Consider the following 21589-nt stretch of genomic DNA (forward strand, 5'->3'; position numbering starts at 1 on the left):
CTTCAGCGTCCCGGCGCTTCCTCGAGCTGGGGAGCACGCCTGGCATGAGTCGCCTGCTCCATCGCATACGCCCAACTAAGCAGTTGCGGCTCACTCCACGTGTCACCGATCCACGCGAGGACGAATGGGCTTCCGTCCTCATAGTACGAATAAGGAACGGTCACGGTCGGGAGTCCGATGTCGTTGATGATATTGCTCGGAATCTCAGCCCAGTCGTTCGGCCGGCTCTCCGGGTTCTCTGGGTCGTGCACGAGCGGACGATTCGGCGTTCCTGACTGCGGGAAGAAGAGACCGTCTAGGTCGTGCTCCTCCATGACACCCCGGAAGAGCGCACGGATCTCTATGCGCCATGCCTGAAACGCGTCCCCGGACTCGGTCGCACTCGGGAGCGCCGGGACAGGAGGCGGGCCACCACGGCGACCACGGCCCCGACCGAACGAGCGACCCGTAAGTTCTTCCCACTCTGCGATGCTGTTGAACGGAGCGTTCGGGCCAAGGCCCCGAAAGTAGAGCGCCTGGTCGTATGTCGACGTGCTCACCCGCGCCTGCTCGCGATACAGTTCCCTGAACCCACTGCCTTCAAACGGGTCCTCGACGACTTCGGCGCCGAGCCCGATCAATACGTCGACCGCCTTCCGGTACTCGACCTCGGTCAGCGGATCGAGCGGAAGCCACTGCTCCCGCCAGCCCGTTCCAACGAGCCCGAAGCGCTTCCCCTCAAGCGACCCGGCATCTAGGCCAGCGACGTATCCTCCCTCCGGAATGTGCTGGGCTGCGGCATACGTCGCATAGTCCTCGGGAGTGGGGCCTGCTAAGACGTCGAGCGTGACGGCAGCATCGTACACCGTTCGGGCCATGGGACCAACAACGTCCACGTACGACCCACTGAGTGGATAGATGCCCTCGATGGGCGTGAGGCCGTATGTACCCTTCACACCAACAAGCGCCTGTGCGCTCGACGGGTTCTGGATCGACCCCCCGGTCTCTGTGCCAAGTCCGAGGACAGCGAAGCTCGCGTTCACGGCAGTTGCCGTGCCGCCGCTCGAAGCGCCGGGCACCATGTCCACGTTGTACGGGTTGAGCGTGACGCCCGCTACCGAGCTGACCGTGCGCGTCCCGTGACTCGCGAAGTCCGGGAGGTTGGTCTTGCCGAGGATGATCGCCCCGGCCTCCCGGAGGCGTGACACCACTGCAGCGTCGTCGTCGGGGACCATGTCGAGTCCTCCCGCCGCCGCGCTGAATCCCTCGTAGCCGACGGTGGTGACCAGCCCGCCGTAGTCGATGTTGTCCTTAATCACGACCGGAACTCCGTGGAGCGGCCCGCGCGGTCCTGTCGCGGCATACTCCGCATCGAGTGACGCAGCGATTTCAAGCGCATCAGGGTTCATCGAAATGAACGCGTTGTAGTGCGGCTCGAACGTTTCGATGCGATCCAGGAATGCCTGAGTCAACGCGACCGCCGTGAAGGTGCCGTTGGCGTAAGCCGCTTGGACGTCGGCCACCGTCATCTCGACAACATCGATCTGCTGGGCAGCCGAAGCGGCCGGGACCGCAGATGCGATCCCGACCGCCAGGAAGATGCTCTTCATGCCCTTCATCCCCACATCATCCTCACCTCTAACGCAATCAGCTTCCGCCGGGGCCGCGACCCTCGGGTTCCGCAGCACCGTCCTCGGAGATGGGGCGCGTACGGATCGTCGGATACTCGATCCCTAGCTGTTCGAGGTAGGTGTCGAACCTGGTGGCATCGTAGTAGAACGGCCGCATGCGCTCACGCCACTGCGCCATGATGCCCTCGTTGAGGAAGATCGCCGGCTGGTCCGTCGGAGCGATCATGGGGATGTACTCGGTATCAACGGTCTGGACGTCGTTGAAGTAGTCCCACGCCGCCTCGACCGTCTCACCGTCCAGGAAGAGGTCGAGGAGCGTACGCGCCTGCACCTTCGCACCTGCAACGCCGCCTTTATGAGCGATCGGTGTCGCCATGGCGATTCCATTCGCCCAATTGTGACCTGGACCGCCGCTCATGTTTGACGGAAAACCGAGCGTCACCGTGGGCATATTCCACGAGATGTCTCCGATGTCGTCTGAGCCACCGCCGAGCGAGCGAGACAGATCGACCGGACCACTCATCTCTTCTGGGACCTCGATCTGCAAACCGGTGACTTCGACTTCCATCTCCGCCTGGAAGGCTTCGGCAAAGCGGATGTCGTCCTCGCTCCACTCCGGCATTCCGACCGCTTGGATGTTCGCGAAAGACGCCTCGGCAACCGGCTTGCTGAAGTGCCGGCTCCACGCCGAGCCCACGGTCATAATGGTATCGATCGTGGTCCCGGTCATGAGCGCAGCACCCTCGGCCATGAGCGCTGCGGCGTCGAACTGTTCTTTAGTGAGTTCGTAATCACGCTCGCGGAAGTAGAACCAGATGGTGGCGAACTGCGGGACCACGTTGGGCTGATCTCCACCCTCGACAATGATGTAGTGAGATCGAGCCGCCGGGCGGAGGTGCTCCCGCTTGAACTCCCAGGCCTGGGCCATGAGCATCACCGCGTCGAGCGCCGAGCGACCACGCCAAGGGGAGCCGGCCGAGTGTGCAGTTTCGCCCTGGAAGCGGTACTGGACCGACCACAACGCGTTGCCGCCCTGCTGGCCCCAGTTCACGCCGAATCTGCTCGACACGTGAGTGAACATGTTCACATCCACGCCGTCGAAGACGCCTTCGCGAACGAAGAAAGCCTTCGACGCCACCTGTTCTTCCGCGACGCCCGGCCAGATGAGCAGCGTGCCATCGATGTTCTCACGCTCCATCAGTTCCTTCACGACGAGCGCGCCCACGATGTTCACAGCCTGACCCGAGTTGTGGCCCTCACCGTGGCCCGGAGCCATGGCGAGGATCGGATCTCGATATGCAACACCCGGCTTCTGGTTCGACTGCGGAATGCCGTCAACATCCGAACCCATCGCGATCACAGGGCTACCTGAGCCGTTGGACCAGCGCGCGGTCCACGCACTCGGCATACCGGCCACGCCGAGCTCGATGTCGAAGCCTTCATCTGCGAGCAGGTCTGTCAAGTAACGCTGGGTCTCGAATTCCTGCATGCCCAGTTCACCAAACGAAAACAGGTGATCGATGATTTCCTGGACGAGCTTGGCTCGGTCTTGAACCATCTCCTGGGCTTCATCCTTTAGGGCCTCAAGGCGCGGATCGGCCTGGGCTGACAGGTCCGGGACGAGCGTGAGCCCCACTCCAAGTACCAGGGCAGCGGACAAAAGACGACGCATTTAGATATCTCCGAATAGTATTGCTTAGCGGCACCGTGGCGGGAGGCGGGGCCTGGTTGATGATCAGGGGCTCAGGATGCAGCCCAGGGGGCGGTCCGGCAAGAAGGGGGGCTCAATTCCGGCTGCCCTAGCCAGACGCACATGCCGGGTCCAATTTGAAACAATACAATGGTTGTTGGACACAATCCCGACTACGGACCGCACCATGGCACACGACATTCGGAAGGCCTCGGCCGCTTCAGGCACGGCGATTCTCTTTTGCCTATTGGTATCGTCGGCACCGCTTCATGCCCAAGAACGCCCCATGAATTTCATGGACGTGCAGGAGCTGAGAAACGGTGGCGACTATGCCCCCAGTCCAGACGGCCAGTGGATGCTGTACACCACAAGCACCCGGGATTGGCAAGAAGACGACACGCAGACCGACATCTACGTCGTCTCGATGAGGAACGGTTTCTCGTCCGCGCGGCAGTTGACGTACACGGATGACAAAAATGAGAGCCAACCGACCTGGGCCACGGACGGGTCCTATTTCGTCTTCGCGTCGAACAGAGATTCCGACGGCGAGGCCAGTGGCAACCAACTCTACCGCATGCGGCACGATGGAGGTGAGGCAAGAAAGCTCACCGAAGCCGAGGAGGGCGTCTCGGGATTCTCGCTCAGCCCGGACGGCCAATGGCTCGTCTACCGGAGCGGTGAATCTGGTGAAGAGCAGTTGTACCGCATGGCCGCAGGAGCCACCACATTCGTCCAGGCCGAGCAGATCACGCACGCAGCCGCAGGCGTTGGGCAGTGGGATTTCTCGCCCGATGGCGGGACAATCTACTTCTCGCGGCCCGATTCCTTTGACGAAGACGAAAAGCGGCGCGTGGAAGAGGGCTTCACGGTAGACGTGAGGAACGGTGAGACTCCGCTCTCCAGCCTGTGGGCTGTCGACGTGATGTCTGCGCGGGAGCGCGTTTTGGAGCGGGACGACGCGTATTCCGTGGCCGGCTTCACCGTGTCGCCGGACGGGGCTTGGATCGCGTTCTCAGGCGGCTCGCCGGAGCGCTACGAGCGGAACATCACTCAGGCCCGCCTCTACGCCGATCCTTACCTGCTCGAAGTATCCACCGGGCACGTCGAAAGATTGGCGGAGAACTACGAGGTCGGAGAGTCGCGGCCGAGCTTCTCTCCAGATAGTCGCCGCATCGCCTTCTCGGGTCCAGACGACATGACCCGCTACTCGATGACGAACTCACGCATCTACGTTCGTGACGTGGCAGACCGGGACGGCAGCTTCCGCAAGTTGGGCGGAGATTTGGACGAAAATCTCGGAATGGGATTCTGGTCCGACGACGGCGAGACGATCTATACGACGGTCGGTGTAAAAGTCACCCGTCAGCTCCACGCCGTGGACGTGGAGTCAGGAAGCGTGCGGCAGATCACGAACGAACGAGCGGTTGTTTCTGTTTCGCAAGACGACGAAACGGGCGTGCTCCTGATCAACTATCAGGACCCCCTGACGCCCACGACCTTGTTCACCGTGGCCGACGTCAACGACGTGACGGATCGCTCAAAGTGGACACAACTGACAGACATCAACCCGCAGGTGCGAGACTTCCAACTGGGTGAACAGGTGGAGGTCGAGTGGACATCGACAGATGGCAAGACAGTCGGCGGCGTGCTGGTCTATCCCGTCGGGTACCAAGCAGGCCAGCGTTACCCGCTGGTCGTGGCGATCCACGGCGGCCCAGCCAGCGCGGATCTGCTTGGGTTCAACGATGGCTACGGCTCACAGATCTACGCAGGCGCCGGATACGCAGTGCTCATGCCGAACTACCGCGGATCCACCAACTACGGCAACGCGCACCGCACGGACATCGTGGGTGACTATTTCACGCTCGGGTATGACGACATCATGACCGGCGTGGACCACCTCATCTCAGAGGGCATCGTCGATGAAGACCAGATGGGGGTCTTCGGCTGGAGTGCGGGCGGCCACTGGTCTAACTGGATCCTGACCCAGACGGATCGCTTCAAGGCGATCAGCTCAGGCGCGGGCACCATGAACTGGATCAGCATGTACGCGCAGAGCGACGTGCAGCGGAATCGACAGTTCTACCTGGGCGACGAGTTCATGTACGAAAATTTCGAGCCCGCCTGGGACCAATCCCCACTGAAGTACATCGCGAACGCATCCACCCCCACGATGATCCACGTCGTCGAGGGTGATCCCCGGGTGCCGAGTCCCCAGTCGGTCGAGCTGCACATGGCACTGAAGAAGCTCGATGTGCCAACCGAGCTCTTCATGTATCCGGGTCGCAGTCATGGAATCCCAGACGCGCGGAACCGATTGGTTCGGTCGGTCTCAGAGCTCGCCTGGATGGACCACTACGTTCGTGGCATCGGCGACAAGTTCGATTGGCAGCAGGTGCTCGAAACGCTCGAGGAAAAAAAGGAGCGGCCGATCTCGTAGGCCGCTTCGGAGTCTCGACGGGTGATCGTCGAGGCACCCTCGGCCTCAGCCATTACTACAGGGCTTCTCGAGCGATCCGCTCCTGCCTCAAATTCCTGGTGCGGAATCGCCGGAACACGAGCCCCAAAACGTAGATCCTGAAGAGCGCCCAAATGATGTTCGGTTCGTTCAGCGCTGGGTCGATGTGGTGTTCGATCTCCCGGTGTTTAGCTGGAGCCTGACTCCAATGCACACCGGGCCACTCGTGATGAACTGTGTGGAATCCGTTGTTCAGCAGCAGGAAGTTCGCCAACCCTCCAACGAAATTCCGCGAGTGGTCCCACTCAGACTCCTCGTTCGCATGCACATGCTGGAGGTAATTCAGCACCAGCACCGCGAACAGCGCGAACTGTTGGGGCGCAACCACATAGAGAAGCGCCTTCTTCCAGTCGATCCACAATGCTGCGGCAATCCAGGCTCCCAGGACGACGTACTGAGATAAACACCATCGGAACTCCGCCGGATTGCGCTCCTTCTGGAAGGCCAGGTACTGCACGATCGGCCTTTGCTGAAACCAGCTGGAAATCGCTGGATAGGACAGCAGCGTAACCGCGTTGTTTCGCTCAGAGTGCCGATACCAGATCGTGTGATCACCCTCACGGTTGTTGAACTTGTGATGGTTCTTGTTGTGCGTTGGAACCCACGCGAAAACTGGGAAGCCGTAGAACACGGTGAGCCACCAATCGTGCAACCGATTCATCCACGCCGCCGTCCACGTGCGGACGTGATTGTGGTTATGGGTCATGACTGCAACCGTGAGGCCCATCCACAGCGAAGCGAACCACAGCCAGGGGCTCCAGCTCTCCCGCTGCCATTGGACCACCAAGAGCCCAGTGGTCAGCGCCATAAAGGCTACGGTCTGAATATCCCGCCGGTACCTGAGCATGGCCTAGATCCTTAGCCGTAGCTCATATCAGGACGCCGCAGATGCCAATCCGTCGCCTTCTGGAAGGCATGGGCGACGGCAAGGACCTTGTCATCCGCGAACAAGTCTCCGAGTAACGTGGTCGTGAGCGGCATCGTGGAAGGGTTGTCGGCATCGGCATTCCGGAGCCCGAAGCCGTAGGGTACGATGGCCGCCGGGTGGCCGGTCTGGTTGGTCAGGCCCACCTCTCCGGATCCACTCACGAACATGTCGAAGCCTTCCATCGCCTCCGCCATCTCCTTCATGAGGATGAGGCGACGACGTTGGCTGTTTACGAAGTCGATGCCACGAACGTCGCGTCCCGAGCGGAAGCGACCGCGGCTCCTTCGCTCACCGGGGCTGAGATCGTCGGGCAACGGCTCCGGCTCCACGCCATCGGGCGCAATGTGGAAGTCGAATGCGGCCGAGGACTCGACCCCGAGCGAGTTCGAGCTGCCCCGAGGCATCGGGTTCATCTCACGGAGCGTCACACCAAGGTCCTCGAGCTGATCGAGAAACTCCCGTGGAGCATTCTCATCGAACCCGATGCGGAAGCCATTGATGCCGGCATTCGCGTCGAAACGAAACGGCGCCGTCACCGTCGCGGGATCGCGCTCGCTCGCACCTCGCATCGCCTCAAAGACAAGCGCACAATCCATCGAGCTGCGGCACATGGGTCCGGCCTTGTCCATGCTCCAAGACAACACCATACCGCCGTGCCGGCTCACGCTTCCGAAGGTGGGCCGGAGCGCCGAAATACCATTTCGTCGCGCCGGAGACACGATCGAACCCTGAGTCTCCGTGCCGATGGCGAAGCCCACGCAACCGGCAGCCGTGGCCGAGCCGGGCCCCGCGGACGACCCACTCGAGCCCTCCTCGATATTCCACGGATTCCGAGTTCTTCCCCGGAACCACTGGTCGCCGCGGGCGAACTCACCCGTCGCGAGCTTGGCGAGCAGGACCGCACCCGAAGCACGGAGCCGCAGTGCAATTTCGGCGTCCTCACCGAAGTGCTGATCGGCGAAAACTTCAGAACCCCACGTCGTGGGCGCCCCTTCGATCATGAAGAGGTCCTTGATGCCATACGGGATCCCATGGAGCGGACCGAGCCAATTCCCCTGCCGGAGCTGGGCGTCAGCCTCTTGAGCTTCCTCTCGTGCCCGGTCTTCCAAGATCGTGACCGCACAGAGGAGCACCGGGTTATACCGCTTCAGACGGTCCAGATACAGCTCTGTGAGGTCAACGGAGGAGATGTGCCGGTCTCGCACGAGCGCCGACAGGCGATGCACGGGCAGAAACGCGATGTCCTCTTCGTTGGTGGGCACCGCGCCTGGCCACGTCGGGATCTCGATGGCGTGGCGTTCGAACGGATTCACGCCCTGGGCGTGCCACTTCTCGTACAGCGATCCCGTACCGCCAGGGTAGGCCTGGTAGACCAACGCGGGGTGCTCGCCGTTACCGAGGGGTACGGGGGGCGGGCCCTGTTGTTGCGGGGGAACGTTGCTGCGCGTGGCATCCGAAATCGGCCCGTCAGCGGCAAGAAGCGAGGCTGGCGAGACAGCGCCGGTGGCCGCAGCTGCTGCGGCCGCCTTGAGGAAGTCACGGCGTTCTAAGGGCAACTTGGACATCGGTTCCTCCGTGGGTCCTTCCGGCGCGGCTGGGCTGCCGAACCAGTATATGACACGATGCGCCGCAGGGACCGAGGCGGCAAGACGGCGGGGTCAGCTCGTTGCCTTTTCCTAGCCGCTCCTTGAGCTCCGTGAACCAGTTGGTGACGATCGTGAGCGTCGCGTCCGCATCGGCGCCAAGTCAGGTGGTGGGGTCGCCCATGAAAACGCTCGACGCAGTAGCGCCATTCAAGAGCGGCGCTGATGCGTTTAATGGCTTCTGAAGTGAGCGCCAATGTGTGGTGCAGGCGGGGATTCGGCCATGTTGGCGCGCGGCGAGGGCGGCTTGCGTGCGCGGTTTCGCCCCTCGTAGTCTGCCACGCACCCTCTGAGCCGGTGAAGACCTATGACGAATCGTATCCGCACACTCCGCCGACTTGTCTGCGCATGCCTACCTGTTTCGCTCCTCCTGGGCCAGCCCGGCCAAACCCGGGCCCAGACAGAGGACCAACAGTCTCAGGTCGATCGGATGTTCAGAGTATTTGGGGAGAATACGCCGGGAGCTGCAGTCGCGGTGGTTCGCAACGGAGAAGTCCTCTTCCGGGCCGGTTACGGCATGGCGGATCTGAACCAGCACGTGCCCATCACCCCGGCGACGGTGTTCGACATCGCATCGGTGTCGAAACAGTTCGGCGGCTTCGCCATCGCGTCGTTGGTCGAGTCCGGTCTTGTCGATCTGGATGCCGAGGTCAGAGAGTACCTACCGGAACTCGCAGACTTCGGCGCCCCACTCACTGTTCGTCATCTTGTTCATCACATGAGTGGCATCCGCGACTGGCCGATCACGTTGGCGATCGCTGGGTGGCGCTTCGACGACGTAATCTCCTTCGATCAGATCCTACGCATGACATGGGCACAAAAGGAGCTCAACTTTCCGTCCGGCGACGAGTACAGCTACTCGAATACCGGGTACAACCTCCTCGCGGAGATCGTTCAGCGCGCCACGGGGCAGACGTTTCGAGAATGGACGGACGAAAACATCTTCGCGCCGCTGGGAATGGAAAGCAGTCTGTTCCAGGACAACCACTTAGAAGTGGTTCCTCTACGTGCTCGCGGACACTCGTTGGTACCGGGCGCGGGTTGGCTCGAATCACCAAACGGTCTAACCGCGCTGGGATCGAGTTCCCTACACAGCTCTGTCGACGATCTCGTGAAGTGGCTCACGAATTTCGACACCCACGCGGTGGGCGGCCCAGCTGTGATCGACCGAATGCACACCCGAGGAGTTCTCAATTCGGGGGACACGATCGCCTACGCCTACGGGATCTCGACGGGGAGCTATCGCGGGATCCCAACGTGGAGCCACACCGGGTCATGGGCAGGAAATAGGACCGCGATCATACACCTGCCAACCCTGAACGCAGGCATCGTCGTCTTGTCGAACTCCGCGAACTACGATCCCACCCGAACTGCGAATCGCCTCGCGGACATTTTTTTTGACGACGAACTAGGATCTTCTCCGCCCCCGAGAGAGGAGTCGGAACCCGCCGACCAGGAACCAGGGCCCACGCTTTCCGAGACCGCCCTAGCAGAGTTCACAGGAGAGTGGTTCAGTGAAGAGCTCGACACCCGCTATGTCCTGTCGGCGGTGAACGGCCGGCTGGTCGCCGATCACTACCGGCACGGTCGAGTGCAGATGACACCAACTGCCACGGATATTTTCACGAGCACAGGCCTCTTCTTCCGACCTGTCCGTTTCGAACGAAACCCAGACGGGAGCCTTGGCGACATGTTCGTGGGCCAGGCACGGGCGCGGAACCTGAGGTTCGAGCGCGCGCGCTAGCCCGACGTTGCATTCCGCTCACTCACGGCCCGACATCGAGGGTTACCGTCCTTCGTCGCGGTCCTCGCTGATGGGCCGGGTCCGAATCATGGGATACTCGATTCCGAGTTGCTCGAGATACGTGCCGAAGCGAGTCGGGTCGTAGTAATAGGGCCGCATGCGTTCGCGCCATTGGGCCATGATCCCCTCGTTCAAGAAGATGGCCGGCTTGTCGTCCGCAGTGATGAACGGTGTGTACTCCATGTCCACCATCTGGACGTCATTGAAGTAGTCCCAGGCCGCATCGACGGTTTCTCCGTCCAAGAAGAGGTCGAGCAGAGTGAGCGCCTGGACCTTCGCACCCGCCAACGAGCCCTTGTGGGCGATAGGCGTCGCCATGGCGATACCGTTCGCCCAGTTGTGACCGGGCCCACCAGGCATATTCGCCGGATAACGCATGGTGACCGTCGGCATATTCCAGGACACGTCACCGATGTCGTCCGAACCACCACCCGCGTAGGTGGCGAGATCGATCGGTCCGCGGAGCGGAGGCACTTCGGTCGAGAGCCCTCTCGGCTCCTGCCCCATCTCTCCCTGGAGGGCGTTGGCGAGCGCGATGTCGTCATCGCTCCACTCGGGGAGTCCGACGCGCTCGATGTTGGCCTGGCTCATCTCCGCGACCGGCTTGCTGAAGTGTCGGTTCCACGCCGAGCCGATCGTCATAATGGTGTCGATCTGGGTTCCGGTCATGAGCGCCGCGCCTTCAGCCATCAACTTTGCCGCATCGTACATCTCCGTGACGTGCTCGTAGTCCACTTCACGTAAGAAGAACCAGATCGTCGCGAACTGAGGCACGACGTTGGGCTGGTCACCACCCTCCACAATGATGTAATGCGAACGCTGTGGTGGCCGCAGATGCTCGCGCTTGAACTCCCACGCCTGCGCCAGCAACATCACCGCGTCGAGCGCCGAACGACCGCGCCACGGTGACCCGGCCGAGTGGGCGGTCTCCCCTTGGAAGCGGAATTGCGCGGAAACGAGCGCGTTACCGCTCGTGTGGCCCCACGTCATCGAGAAATTGGAAGACACGTGCGTGAACAGATTCACGTCGACGCCATCGAATACGCCATCACGAACGAAGAACGCCTTGGAGCCGAGCTGCTCCTCTGCAATGCCCGGCCAGATGAGGAGAGTACCGTCGATCCCCTCGCGCTCCATGAGCTCTTGCACGTTGAGCGCCGCGACGATGTTCACGGCTTGTCCGGAGTTGTGCCCTTCCCCGTGCCCCGGAGCCATGGAAAGGATTGGGTCGCGGTATGCCACACCCGGCTTCTGATTCGACTGCGGGATGCCGTCCACATCCGACCCAAGAGCGATCACGGGCTGACCGGTTCCGTTGGACCACCGAGCGGTCCAGGCACTCGGCATACCTGCCACACCGAGCTCGATGTCAAAGCCAGCGTCTGCGAGAATCCCCGTCAGGTACCGCTGCGTCTCGAACTCCTGCATGCCCAACTCACCGAAGCTGAAGAGCATGTCGACGATCTCCTGCACCTGCTTGGCGTCCGCCTGCACCATTTCGAGGGCTTCATCCTTGAGGTCGTCCAACCGTGGGTCGGCTTGAGCCACCAATCCTGATGGAAGGAAGACGGCGAGTGCGAGGGTGCAGAAGATCGAGCTGAACGTCGTGCGACGCATGCGAGGTGCCTCCGGAGCAGTGTGCGTTCTCGGGCGAGACCTGGGATGGGCCGCCGCGGTCACGATGCGGCCGCGGTGGGAGCAGGGCAAGTAAGAGACAGTCGAACGGACCTGCCGAGGATGTCACATGTCGTTCCACGCTCTCGGGGACTACCGCGCAGCGTTCGTTGTGACGGGACCCTCTAATCCCCGCACCAAGGCGCGGACACCCTCGGCGCGCGCGTGCACCTCTGCCACCCCGGTCCGAGCAACAAGCACAGAGACGTGGTCGGCGCGTACTCCGCCGGCGGCGATGATCCCGATCCGGTCCTGGGCAGCATCCACGAGCCCGGCGAGTGCTGTCGCCTGGTCCACGGCCCGGCCCGGACCTCCACCCGTCAGGACACGACTGACGCCAATGTCCATCAGTGTGTGCAAGGCCGCCGAACCGTCGCTGATTTCGTCGAACGCGCGATGGAAGGTCACCGGAAGAGAACCGGCCGCGGCGACCCACCGCCGGAGCGCCTCCTGGTCCACGGTCCCGCGATCGGTCAGCGCACCCACGACGATGCCCGCTGCACCGGCAGCCTTCATCTCCCGGACGGTTTCTTCCATGGCAGCCACTTCATCCGGGGCGTACACGAACGGCCCGGGTCGAGAACGAACCATGACGAACGCGGGGATCTGGATCGCCTGAACCACTGCTTCCACGAGTGCCGTGCCTGGCGTGACGCCGTCCACGTCGAGGTCGTAACAGAGTTCGAGTCGGTCCGCACCGGAATCGGCGCACTCCCTGGCCTCCGCCAGCGAGGTGACACATCCCTCGACCACGACGGTCACGCGTTGAGGGTCTCCCCTTCGGACTTCGCGACAATGGCGGCAGCGGTGAGGTCCCCCACGATGTTCGTGCCCGTGCGGAACATGTCGAGGAAACGATCGAGACCGGCAACAAGCGCAATCCCGGCGGCTGCCTCAGCCCCCATGCCGATCGCCGTCAGGACAATGAGCGTCGTAACGAGCGAGCTCCCTGGAACGCCGACGCCAGCCAGTGCCGCCAGCGTGGCCGTGACGATGATGACCACGTACTCCGCGCCACCGAGTGGCACCCCGTAGACCTGGGCGACAAACACCGCCGTCAGCGCCTTGTACAAGGCGCTTCCATTCATGTTCAGTGTCGCCGCTACGGGGAGCACGAAGCTCGCGACCTCGTTCGAAACACCGAGATTCTTCTCCGATACCTCCAAGCTCACGGGCAACGTCGCATTCGAGGATGCCGTTGAGAACGCGAGGATTGGCGCCGCAGCCACATGCTTCCAAAACGCCCGCACGGAGATCCCGGCGAGCTTCAGCATCCCCGACAGCACAACGAAGGTGTGAAACAGCTCGCCCGCGATGACCAAGACAGAGTACACGAGCAGCGCCTGCAGGAGATCGGCTCCGAACCGCGCCAAGGCCCCGGCAATCAACACAAAGACCGCATACGGAGCCAGTTTCATTACCCAGTCGATGATCACGGCGGCCGCAGCGTTGACCCCGCGGAAGAAGGCTACGACCGGCTCGCGTCTCTCCGCCGGGAGCCCCGACAGGGCGGCTCCAAACGCAAGCGTCGCGAAAATCAGCCCGAGTAGATCCATATTCGCGGCGGCCGCCACTGGATTCCTCGGGATGATCGCCACGAACCGTTCCATGAGCGACACGGTCTGTGCCCGCTCCGCCGACTCTTCCCCTCGGTCCGAATATTGGGCTGCGATGGCGTCCCGCTGGTCCGACTCGATCGAGCTTCCCGGTTGCACCGCGAGGCCGAGTCCTAACCCAATCATCGCCGCAATGACGGTTGTGACGAGGAAGTAGCCCAACGCCTTCCCACCGATGCGGCCCACAGCCCTCACGTCGCCCACGGACGCCACCCCCAACAGCAGACTCGCGACCACCAGCGGTACCACGACCATGCTGATAAGGCGGATGAACACGGTCCCGATCGGTTCCAACGCCAGCACGATGGAGAGCGCCACTCCTCCGACGGCCTGAGCGACAATCCCGGACACGATGCCCAACACGAGCCCGATCAGGATCTTCGTCGTGAGCTTCAACTGACGCTCTCCAGGTCCCCTGTCCGCGCGACGAGAGGCACGATCCCTCCCGCCTGAAGCAACTTCAACGCAAACGGAGAAAAGGGGGCCGCATCAATCCGCAGTTGGGCCGTGTCGTCGTCGACTCTGATTCCAAGAGCATCGATCTCGATTCGCAACCGTGCATGTTCCGCGATCGAGGTGCTGTCGATCTCTATAGGCACGAGGCCGTTGTTCAGCGCGTTTCGGTAGTAGGTCCGCGAGAAGCTCTTCGCCACTACGACCCGAATCCCGGCGGCAAGCACGACGGTAACCGCGACCTCCATGGCTGACCCCGAGCCGAACTGTTCACCAGCGACCAGAACATCGTCGGGCTGCACCGAAGCGGCGAAGTCGGGATCTACAGATTCCAGTAGCCACTGTTTGAGCACATCCGGATCGATCGTCTCTCTCTTTCGAGAAGATGAGATGATGTAGTCCGTATTGATCGAGTCACCGAGCTTCCGCGCCCGTCCGGCAAAGGTCAGCATCAGGCCACCTCGCGTGGATCGACCACATACCCCGCCGCAGCCGCTGCCGCACACGTAGCAGGTGACCCCAGCATGATCTCGATGCTCGGCTCGCCCATGCGCGCCCGGAAATTGCGGTTGGCGGTTGATATTACCCGAGCACCGGGCGGGGGAAGGGGGCCTGATGTGCCACAACAGGGTCCACACCCGGTTTCCGCAATCAAGACCCCCGCCCCTTCGAGCGCAGCAAGTGTCCCGTCGTCGACCAAAACTGCCCGTACTGCCGCGGTCGGCGGGGCGGCGGCCACGGTCACACCGTTGGCGATCCCTCCAGCAGCGCGCAGGACTCGAAGAGCTTCCCGGAAGTCGTCGGCACGGCCGCCCGCGCAGGTGCCGAGGAAAACCCAATCGACCTCCCGACCGAGGGCATCACCTATTGGGACCCGATTCCCTGGGTCATGAGGCAAAGCCACGAGCGGGTCGATCTCGCCGAGTTCGACCGAGACGGTCGAAGCGAATGCCGCGTGGTCGTCCGACGCCCATTCCGAGGTCGGGAACACACCGGCCATCCCGCCCATCTCGGCCACCATGTTGCATAAGACGATTCGGTCTTCTGGCGGAAGTTCTCGCACCCCCTGCCCCACGAATTCCAGCGCAGTGAACGGGCTGACAACCCCAGCCAGCCGTGCAACCAACTCCAGGGCGACGTCTTTGGTGGTGACGCCCGTTGCCATGACGCCCGACAGATCCACACGAGTTGTGTCGGGGACACGAAGCCAGACCTTACCGGTCTTGAAGGCGGCAGCCAGGTCCGACGACCCAACCCCGGTGGCGAACGCACCCGCAACTCCGCACGTGACGGTGTGGCTGTCCCCTCCAATTACGAGATGCCCCGACGCCACGCGCCCCGTTTCCAGAGCGACGAGGAAACTGATCCCACCTCCGACAGCCAGCAGCTCGATGCCGTGCGCGGCGGCAAATTCCTCCATACGGGAGTGGAACGCTTGTGTGGCCGGAGATGTCGGAGGCGCGTAGTGATCCCGGGCCAGCAGTACGCGCTCGGGGGCTACAACCGCCCCACCACCCATGGCCTCATAGTAGTCGATGGCCATGGGGGTCGAGCCGTCCGTGCCCAAGATCAGGTCCGGTTCACCGACAACGATGTCACCCGCCCGAGCATCCGTTCCGGATTTGGCCCCGAGCACTTTTTCCGAAAACGTGAGCCCGGTCACGAAAGGGCCGACCGCATCACTTCCAGCGTACGTTCTACGTCGTCCATCCGAATATCACCCATGTGGCCCACGCGAACACAACTACCAGCATACGACCGCAACCCGACCGCGATCTGTACCCCGCCGCTCCGCACCTTCACGCGGTATGCATTGGCATCGACACCGTCTGGAACCGTCAGTGCCGTCAGCGTTGGGGAGCGCTGGTGAATACCCGCGCCTAAGAGACCAAAGCCGAGCGCACGTGTCCCTGTACGCACCCGCTCCGCCATCTCCGCATGCCGTTCAAAGACGTGATCGAGACCCTCCTCGGTGAGGATACGAAGCCCCTCCCTCACCTGGAGCACTAACGACACCGGGGTCGTGCCCGGTGTCTCAGCACGATCCCGCGCCAAGGTCGAGCGGATGGCCTCAAATGACAGGTAGTTCTTCGGGAATGGGGACCGCTCCACGGCCTGCCAAGCACGCTCTCCTACGACTGCAAACGAGAGCCCCGGGCTCGCCATCAAACATTTCTGAGATGACGTGACCGCGAAGTCGAGATCCCATGCATCGAAGGAGAAGGGCGCGCCCCCAACGGAACTGATGCCATCGACCAGGATCAGCGATCCGTGGCTTCGAGCGACCGCAGCGATCTGAGCGATGGGGTTCAATACAGCGGTGCTGGTGTCCGAATGCGTGCACAGGACACCCCGCACGCCCCCTCCCGCCAACGCGGCCTCGACCACAGCCGGGTCGACGCTGTGCTCCCAGTCCTCACACACACGGCGCACGTCGAGGCCGTAGGATTCGGCGAATTCCGCCCACATCTCTCCGAAGCTGCCGTTGCAACACGCCACGACCGCATCCCCGGGCGCGAAGAAATTAGTGATCGCACCCTCCATAGCTGCCCTGCCCGTCGCATGTACGGGCAGCACGTCCGCGGACGCCGCCCCAAAAAAGGGGCGAATGAGATCGAAGGTCTCGTCCAACACGTCGGAGAATTCAGGCGTCCGGTGGTGAAGTACGCGATGCGACGCGAGTAGCACTCTTTCCGGGATCCGCGTGGGTCCCGGAGTCATGAGCAAGGCATCTTCCCTCACTCGATTGCACCCTTCCGGCGAAGTGTCTCGTCAATCTCGGCCTTGAACACGTCGCCTGATGCGATCGCTGCGACGCGTTTCTCTTCCCGGTCCTCGAGGGCTCGGACCCTTTCCAGCACCTGCTGGGCGTCCGCGAGGGGGACGACTGCGATGCCGTCGGCATCACCAACAATGATGTCTCCGGGAAGCACCGCAGTGTGACCGCACGAGATAGGGATATTGATCTCCCCTGGGCCGTCCTTGTCGCACCCACCTGGGTTTACGACTCGACTAAACGCCGGAAAACCGAGCGTCTTCAATCCGTCGGCATCCCGGATCGCGCCATCCACGATGATACCGCCCAGATCCGCTGCGACCGCAGAGTGACACATCAGCTCACCAAAGACCGCACTGGTCGTGTTTCCGTTCGTGCTCACGACTACGATATCACCCGGAGAGGCGACCTCTAAAGCTTTGTGCACCATGAGGTTGTCACCCGGTCGCACACTCACGGTGACGGCGACCCCACACATCGGCAAGCCCGTCCGATTCTGGATGCCGGGGTCCATGAAGTGGAATCGACCCATCGCGTCTGCAACGTTCGAAGACGCCTTACCCCTGAAGGCCTCCACCAAATCGGGCGACGGCCGCGGCGTGTCCGTGAAGATCCGGAATCCGATGGCTCCGTGAGTCGACATCAGTTCGAGATCTCCAGAACGGTTTTGTATAGGAACTCTACGAAGAGCGGCATCCCGGCTATGGGTGTTCGTTCATCGTTCCCGTGTGCTCGCGATCCCGTCGCCGGGTCCGTTGGGAGTCCAATGCCATACGCGAGAATCCCAGCCGCCCGCAGCTGCGAGGAATCGGTCCCCCCCGTCAGCATGGTCGGTATCGTGGTCGCCGCCGGAAATAGGTCGGCCTGGATCTTTTCCATGGCGCGAAACAGATCGGAGTCGATGGGCATCGGGTCCGACACCGGGCGACGTGCCCCGAAACGCACCACCTCTATTGTCGAATCGTCCACTACCCGCTCAATCTCCGCCTTGAGCCAAAGCGTATCCTCTTGAGGCAAGGCGCGGATATCGAGCGTGGCGATGGCTTCCGCAGGAATGACGTTTCGGCGAAAGCCACCCTCGATGATCGTCGGTGAAACCGAGGTACGTAGCATGGAGTTCGCCGTGAGGTCCGTAAGCCTCAGTTGCTCCTGAACCAGGTCCGTGATCTCGGGGTTTTCCAGATTCCGGTAGAGGTAAGCAGTCTCAGGAGACGAAATTTCAGCCATGCGACGGAAGTACTCTCGCGTCGTGGAATTCAGGCGCATGGGGGGCTGCCATAAACCGAACTTCGCTACCGCTCGGGCCAAAGCCACGATGGGATTGTCGGGCCTGGGCCGGGATCCGTGACCCGACGTTCCACTGGCCACCAGCCGCATGCGCGTACTCACTTTTTCCGTCGTCGCAACGGTCAGGCGGGTGATTTCGCCGTCGATCAGCGAAAAGCCCCCACCCTCGTTGAGCGCGAACTCCGCATCGATCTTATCGAAGTGTTCGGCGACCATGAACTCGACCCCGAGATGGGCCATCCCCTCTTCACCCGCATTGGCCATGAAGATGACGTCCCGGTCGAGTTCGATACCCGACCGCGCGATCATCAGAAAAACCTCGAGCGCACCTGCCGTCATACCCTTGTCGTCCTGCGCGCCACGACCCCACAGGTAGCCGTCTTTGATCACGGCGGCGAATGGGTCCACCGTCCATGAATCTCGTTCGACTCCGACCACGTCGATGTGTCCCATGAGCAGGATCGGGCGCTTGGAGCCATTCCCGGGAATGCGCGCGACCAGATTTCCTCGGCCCGGCTCCATCTCGTAGATGTGGGACTCGATGCCTTCCGCGGCGAGCACACCCTGGATGAACTCGCACACCTCGGTCTCGTTCCCAGGAGGCGAACTCGAGTCGATGCGGACCATGCCTTGCAGGAGCGAAATGGCCTCGTCACCCGAAGCGGCGAAGTCCTGGGCGACCAGGGGTGAAACAGACAGGCCGGCAGCGATCAAGAAGAGACAGACACGTCTTCGCATAAGAGCTCCAGATGGTTTGGGACCTCGCATTGTGCACGGATCGAGCGAGCCCGCCAAGAGGCGTCAGGTCATTCGCTATTTGGGCCCTATCGTAGAGAACCAGAACGTCGCGCCTTCATCCGGTTCACCGACGGCCCATATATCGCCGCCTTGCCGGCGTACGATCTACGAGCCGTCGCGAGACGTACGCCTGTCCCGGCGAACTCATCGGTGTAGAGACGCTCGAACGCCTCGAAGATCTTCTCGCAATACGTGTTGTCGAAGCGATGGTTCTGCGCCACGCTACCCTGTGGGCCGCGAACCTCTAGGCCGAATCCTACGAGCTGGGATCACGCGCCCCAGATCTCTCCGAAGACGCGCTGGAAGTTGCCACCTAGGATCCCACGGATGTGTTCGTCGGTGTATCCGCGCTGGATGAGTCCTTCAGCCACATCGAACATCCGCTTGGGGTGTGCCACTTCATCGATGTCGATCTTGTCGCGGAACGCATACGAACCTTTGTAGTTGGCTTTTAGCGCAGCGTACGCGTCGGCCGGCATGTCGTCATAACCGAAGAGGTCGATGTCGGACCCGATGCCGAGGTGCTCCACGCCGACCAAGTCCCGCACGTGATCGAAGTGGTCCATGTAGTGCTCGATCGTAGTGGGCTCTTCCGTGGTCACGAACATGCGGACACCGGTAATGCCCATCACGCCACCCGTGGCGGCCATCCTCCGAATCGCTTCATCTGTCTTACAACGGGGATGCCCCGCGGCGAGGTCTCGCACATTGGAGTGGGTGAATAACACCGGTTTTACTGAGACTTCGCAGGCATCGAGCGTCGTCTGGTCTCCTGAGTGCGAGACGTCGACCGCCATGCCGACCTCGTTCATTCTCTCCACGATCCGAACACCGAAGTCACTAATACCGCCGTCGATGCGCTCGGTCGAGCCGTTCCCGATCAAGTTGCGGGAGTTGTATGTGAGCTGACTCACACGCTGACCCAGAGCGTGGAACGTGTTCACGTCGTTCGGATTTCTGAAGTGCGAGGAATCCTGGATTCCAATGAGCACCCCTGTTCGATCCGAATTGTGCACCGCAGCCAGGTCCGTGACCGAATCGATGCGCATGAAGACGTCTGGTCGGTTCGCGACGATGGAGTTGTACTGGCTCACGAACGCCAGACAGTTCTGGTACGCGTCCTGTTGCGTGACGCCGCCAACACCCGATGCGATGTGGAAGACGTCGATGCCGGACGCCTTGAAATGTTCGATGTCTTCCGCGGTCATCCCGTCGAAGCCAGGTCCCCACCGTTGCTCCGTTTCACCGTTCAGAGACAGCAGGCCCAGCATGTCGATCACGAGCGAGCCTTCCACCAGATCGATGCATCGGGTCGAGTACTCTTGGGGTGACCACGCAAAAAGCTGGTGGCGCCCGGTCGATACGAAAGGGGCGACCATCCCGAGTCCTACCGCACCAACAGCGCCCTTCAGGAGGGAGCGACGACTGAGGTCGCGGCGGCTCACTCCCCCGCCTCTCGTCTGGCAGCGTCCGTGATTTTCGCCAAAGTCGTCTCGTTTTGCTTCTCCACGCGCGGGCCTCAGTTGTTTTGAGAAATGCCTCGGGGGGGCATTCTACACTACTGCCGTTCTTGGTAGGCCTCCAACAAGGCGAGAACGTGGTCGATGTCCGCCTCGGTATGGTCGGCGTTGATTTGGGTCCTGATTTCCTCGTCACCGCGAGGTACGACCGGGTATGCAAGTCCGGTGACAAGGACCCCGTTGTCGTAGAGATACTGCACAAGATCTCTGGTCCCCTGAGTGTCCCGAATCATGAGGGGGACCACCGGGTGTTCTCCCGGAATCGTCTCGATGCCGATGCGACCCAGTCCATTCTCGAAACGCTTCGTGAGCGCGCGGAGGTTCTCGAGAAGCTCTAATCCCGCTGGGCTGTCCACGATCTCCACGGAGCGTAACGCGGCTGCCGCCTCACCCACGGTGATCGGGTTCGAGTAGATGTACATCTGCGACGACTCTCGCAAGAAGTCGATGATCGACGCACCTGCAGCGACATATCCGCCGTTGACTCCAAAGGCCTTCCCGAGCGTGCCGACCAACACGTCGACGGGCCGGGCGCCGGTGAACTCTTCGGTGCCCCGTCCCGTCCGGCCGAACGAGCCAACTCCGTGTGAGTCGTCCATGATGCAGACGACGTTCTCTTCGTAGTCAGCATCGTGTTTGACGCACACATCCATGATCTCAGCCATCGGCGCGTGATCACCCCGCATGGAAAAGATCCCGTCTGTCACGACGATCGCCCGCTTCGCTTTCCCTTTCCACTCTCCGAGGGCTTTGTCGAGTCCGTCCACATCGTTGTGTCCGTAGATCGCTTTCCCAGCGGGCCGGCTCAACTTCATCGCATTGATGATGCAGTTGTGGTTCAACTCATCGGAGATGAGAACCGTCTCCTTCGTCACCAGCGGAGTAATGGACGACATGATCGCGGCATAAGCCGACGAAAAAATCATCCCGGCTTCGCGGTCATGGAACGCGGCCATCTTGGCTTCGAGCGCGAGGTGAGCCTCGTAGCTCCCTGAGATGAAGCGCACCGCGCCGGGACCGGCACCGAATTCCTTCGTGGCCGCATCTTCTGCCTCGATGACTTCGGGGTTGAGCCCCATGCCGAGGTACGAATTGGAGTTCATACGAATGAAATGCTTGTCGCTCTCGCCGCGGAGCAAAACGCGCGGGCCATGGTCTCCCTGGGCGCGGACTACTCCGGTTACCACCACCTCGGCACCCTTCGCGGTCCCGGCCTCTTCGAGTCCGGTCACGTGAGCATCCAAAACTGCGTTCAGTCTATCGACGGGCATG

Annotated in this window: 17 protein-coding genes; 3 read left to right on the forward strand and 14 right to left on the reverse strand. The window is 61.9% G+C overall.

Annotated elements, in window-relative coordinates; genetic code table 11:
• Positions 1-2: 2 nt before the first annotated feature.
• Together P8L30_03300 and P8L30_03305 are read right to left on the reverse strand one after the other, a co-directional pair.
• Positions 3-1589: an amidase family protein gene (locus P8L30_03300; protein MDG2239202.1), complete on the reverse strand. Its 1587-nt coding sequence runs from the start codon at positions 1587-1589 to the stop codon at positions 3-5.
• A 37-nt stretch (positions 1590-1626) separates the two neighbouring features.
• On the reverse strand, positions 1627-3282 hold the full coding sequence (locus P8L30_03305; protein MDG2239203.1) for a peptidase dimerization domain-containing protein: 1656 nt from the start codon (positions 3280-3282) through the stop codon (positions 1627-1629).
• Between the two features lie 205 nt (positions 3283-3487).
• Here P8L30_03305 and P8L30_03310 point away from each other — a divergent pair, with 205 nt between their 5' ends.
• Entirely contained in the window at positions 3488-5740 is a 2253-nt protein-coding gene (locus P8L30_03310) for a S9 family peptidase (protein MDG2239204.1), read from the forward strand.
• A 55-nt stretch (positions 5741-5795) separates the two neighbouring features.
• Here the strand turns inward: P8L30_03310 and P8L30_03315 are convergent, their stop codons facing one another.
• Positions 5796-6665 (reverse strand): fatty acid desaturase, encoded by an 870-nt coding sequence (locus P8L30_03315; protein MDG2239205.1) that lies wholly within the window; start codon positions 6663-6665, stop codon positions 5796-5798.
• 11 nt (positions 6666-6676) lie between these two features.
• Positions 6677-8311, reverse strand: coding sequence for an amidase (locus P8L30_03320; protein ID MDG2239206.1), 1635 nt, complete (start codon positions 8309-8311; stop codon positions 6677-6679).
• A gap of 122 nt (positions 8312-8433) precedes the next feature.
• Between P8L30_03320 and P8L30_03325 the strand changes: the two genes are divergently transcribed.
• Both P8L30_03325 and P8L30_03330 read left to right on the forward strand, forming a co-directional pair.
• Positions 8434-8574 carry a hypothetical protein gene (locus P8L30_03325; GenBank protein MDG2239207.1) on the forward strand — a complete coding sequence of 47 codons (141 nt, stop codon included), beginning with the start codon at positions 8434-8436 and terminating at the stop codon, positions 8572-8574.
• 122 nt (positions 8575-8696) lie between these two features.
• Entirely contained in the window at positions 8697-10133 is a 1437-nt protein-coding gene (locus tag P8L30_03330) for a serine hydrolase (GenBank protein ID MDG2239208.1), read from the forward strand.
• A gap of 42 nt (positions 10134-10175) precedes the next feature.
• Here the strand turns inward: P8L30_03330 and P8L30_03335 are convergent, their stop codons facing one another.
• The 10 genes from P8L30_03335 to P8L30_03380 all read right to left on the reverse strand — a co-directional run bounded on the left by P8L30_03335 (position 10176) and on the right by P8L30_03380 (position 21588).
• Positions 10176-11810, reverse strand: coding sequence for an amidohydrolase (locus tag P8L30_03335; GenBank protein ID MDG2239209.1), 1635 nt, complete (start codon positions 11808-11810; stop codon positions 10176-10178).
• Positions 11811-11960: 150 nt separating this feature from the next.
• Entirely contained in the window at positions 11961-12629 is a 669-nt protein-coding gene (locus P8L30_03340; GenBank protein ID MDG2239210.1) for a copper homeostasis protein CutC, read from the reverse strand.
• Positions 12626-13879 carry a dicarboxylate/amino acid:cation symporter gene (locus tag P8L30_03345; GenBank protein ID MDG2239211.1) on the reverse strand — a complete coding sequence of 418 codons (1254 nt, stop codon included), beginning with the start codon at positions 13877-13879 and terminating at the stop codon, positions 12626-12628. The genes P8L30_03340 and P8L30_03345 overlap by 4 nt, the downstream gene beginning before the upstream one ends.
• A complete protein-coding gene (locus tag P8L30_03350) occupies positions 13876-14388 on the reverse strand; it encodes a hypothetical protein (GenBank protein MDG2239212.1) in 513 nt (170 codons plus the stop codon). Before P8L30_03350 ends, P8L30_03345 begins: the two co-directional genes overlap by 4 nt.
• Positions 14388-15599, reverse strand: a complete 1212-nt coding sequence (locus P8L30_03355; protein MDG2239213.1) for an aconitase family protein — start codon at positions 15597-15599, stop codon at positions 14388-14390. The genes P8L30_03350 and P8L30_03355 overlap by 1 nt, the downstream gene beginning before the upstream one ends.
• A complete protein-coding gene (locus P8L30_03360) occupies positions 15596-16678 on the reverse strand; it encodes an alanine--glyoxylate aminotransferase family protein (GenBank protein ID MDG2239214.1) in 1083 nt (360 codons plus the stop codon). The genes P8L30_03355 and P8L30_03360 overlap by 4 nt, the downstream gene beginning before the upstream one ends.
• Entirely contained in the window at positions 16675-17355 is a 681-nt protein-coding gene (locus tag P8L30_03365) for a hypothetical protein (protein ID MDG2239215.1), read from the reverse strand. The genes P8L30_03360 and P8L30_03365 overlap by 4 nt, the downstream gene beginning before the upstream one ends.
• A complete protein-coding gene (locus P8L30_03370; protein ID MDG2239216.1) occupies positions 17355-18737 on the reverse strand; it encodes a M20/M25/M40 family metallo-hydrolase in 1383 nt (460 codons plus the stop codon). The genes P8L30_03365 and P8L30_03370 overlap by 1 nt, the downstream gene beginning before the upstream one ends.
• A gap of 329 nt (positions 18738-19066) precedes the next feature.
• Complete coding sequence (locus tag P8L30_03375) at positions 19067-20242, reverse strand: membrane dipeptidase (GenBank protein ID MDG2239217.1); 1176 nt, start codon at positions 20240-20242, stop codon at positions 19067-19069.
• A 113-nt stretch (positions 20243-20355) separates the two neighbouring features.
• Entirely contained in the window at positions 20356-21588 is a 1233-nt protein-coding gene (locus P8L30_03380) for an aminotransferase class I/II-fold pyridoxal phosphate-dependent enzyme (protein ID MDG2239218.1), read from the reverse strand.
• Position 21589: the final 1 nt, after the last annotated feature.

It is taken from the genome of Longimicrobiales bacterium, from assembly GCA_029245345.1.
GTDB lineage: Bacteria > Gemmatimonadota > Gemmatimonadetes > Longimicrobiales > Gaopeijiaceae > CALFPJ01.

Coding starts and splice junctions, on each gene's coding strand:
- P8L30_03365 (MDG2239215.1), bottom strand. CDS start 17,355: ATGTCGACTCACGGAGCCATCGGATTCCGGATCTTCACGGACACGCCG.
- P8L30_03380 (MDG2239218.1), bottom strand. CDS start 21,588: ATGCCCGTCGATAGACTGAACGCAGTTTTGGATGCTCACGTGACCGGA.
- P8L30_03370 (MDG2239216.1), bottom strand. CDS start 18,737: ATGCGAAGACGTGTCTGTCTCTTCTTGATCGCTGCCGGCCTGTCTGTT.
- P8L30_03330 (MDG2239208.1), top strand. CDS start 8,697: ATGACGAATCGTATCCGCACACTCCGCCGACTTGTCTGCGCATGCCTA.
- P8L30_03300 (MDG2239202.1), bottom strand. CDS start 1,589: ATGAAGAGCATCTTCCTGGCGGTCGGGATCGCATCTGCGGTCCCGGCC.
- P8L30_03315 (MDG2239205.1), bottom strand. CDS start 6,665: ATGCTCAGGTACCGGCGGGATATTCAGACCGTAGCCTTTATGGCGCTG.
- P8L30_03310 (MDG2239204.1), top strand. CDS start 3,488: ATGGCACACGACATTCGGAAGGCCTCGGCCGCTTCAGGCACGGCGATT.
- P8L30_03335 (MDG2239209.1), bottom strand. CDS start 11,810: ATGCGTCGCACGACGTTCAGCTCGATCTTCTGCACCCTCGCACTCGCC.
- P8L30_03350 (MDG2239212.1), bottom strand. CDS start 14,388: ATGCTGACCTTTGCCGGACGGGCGCGGAAGCTCGGTGACTCGATCAAT.
- P8L30_03305 (MDG2239203.1), bottom strand. CDS start 3,282: ATGCGTCGTCTTTTGTCCGCTGCCCTGGTACTTGGAGTGGGGCTCACG.
- P8L30_03320 (MDG2239206.1), bottom strand. CDS start 8,311: ATGTCCAAGTTGCCCTTAGAACGCCGTGACTTCCTCAAGGCGGCCGCA.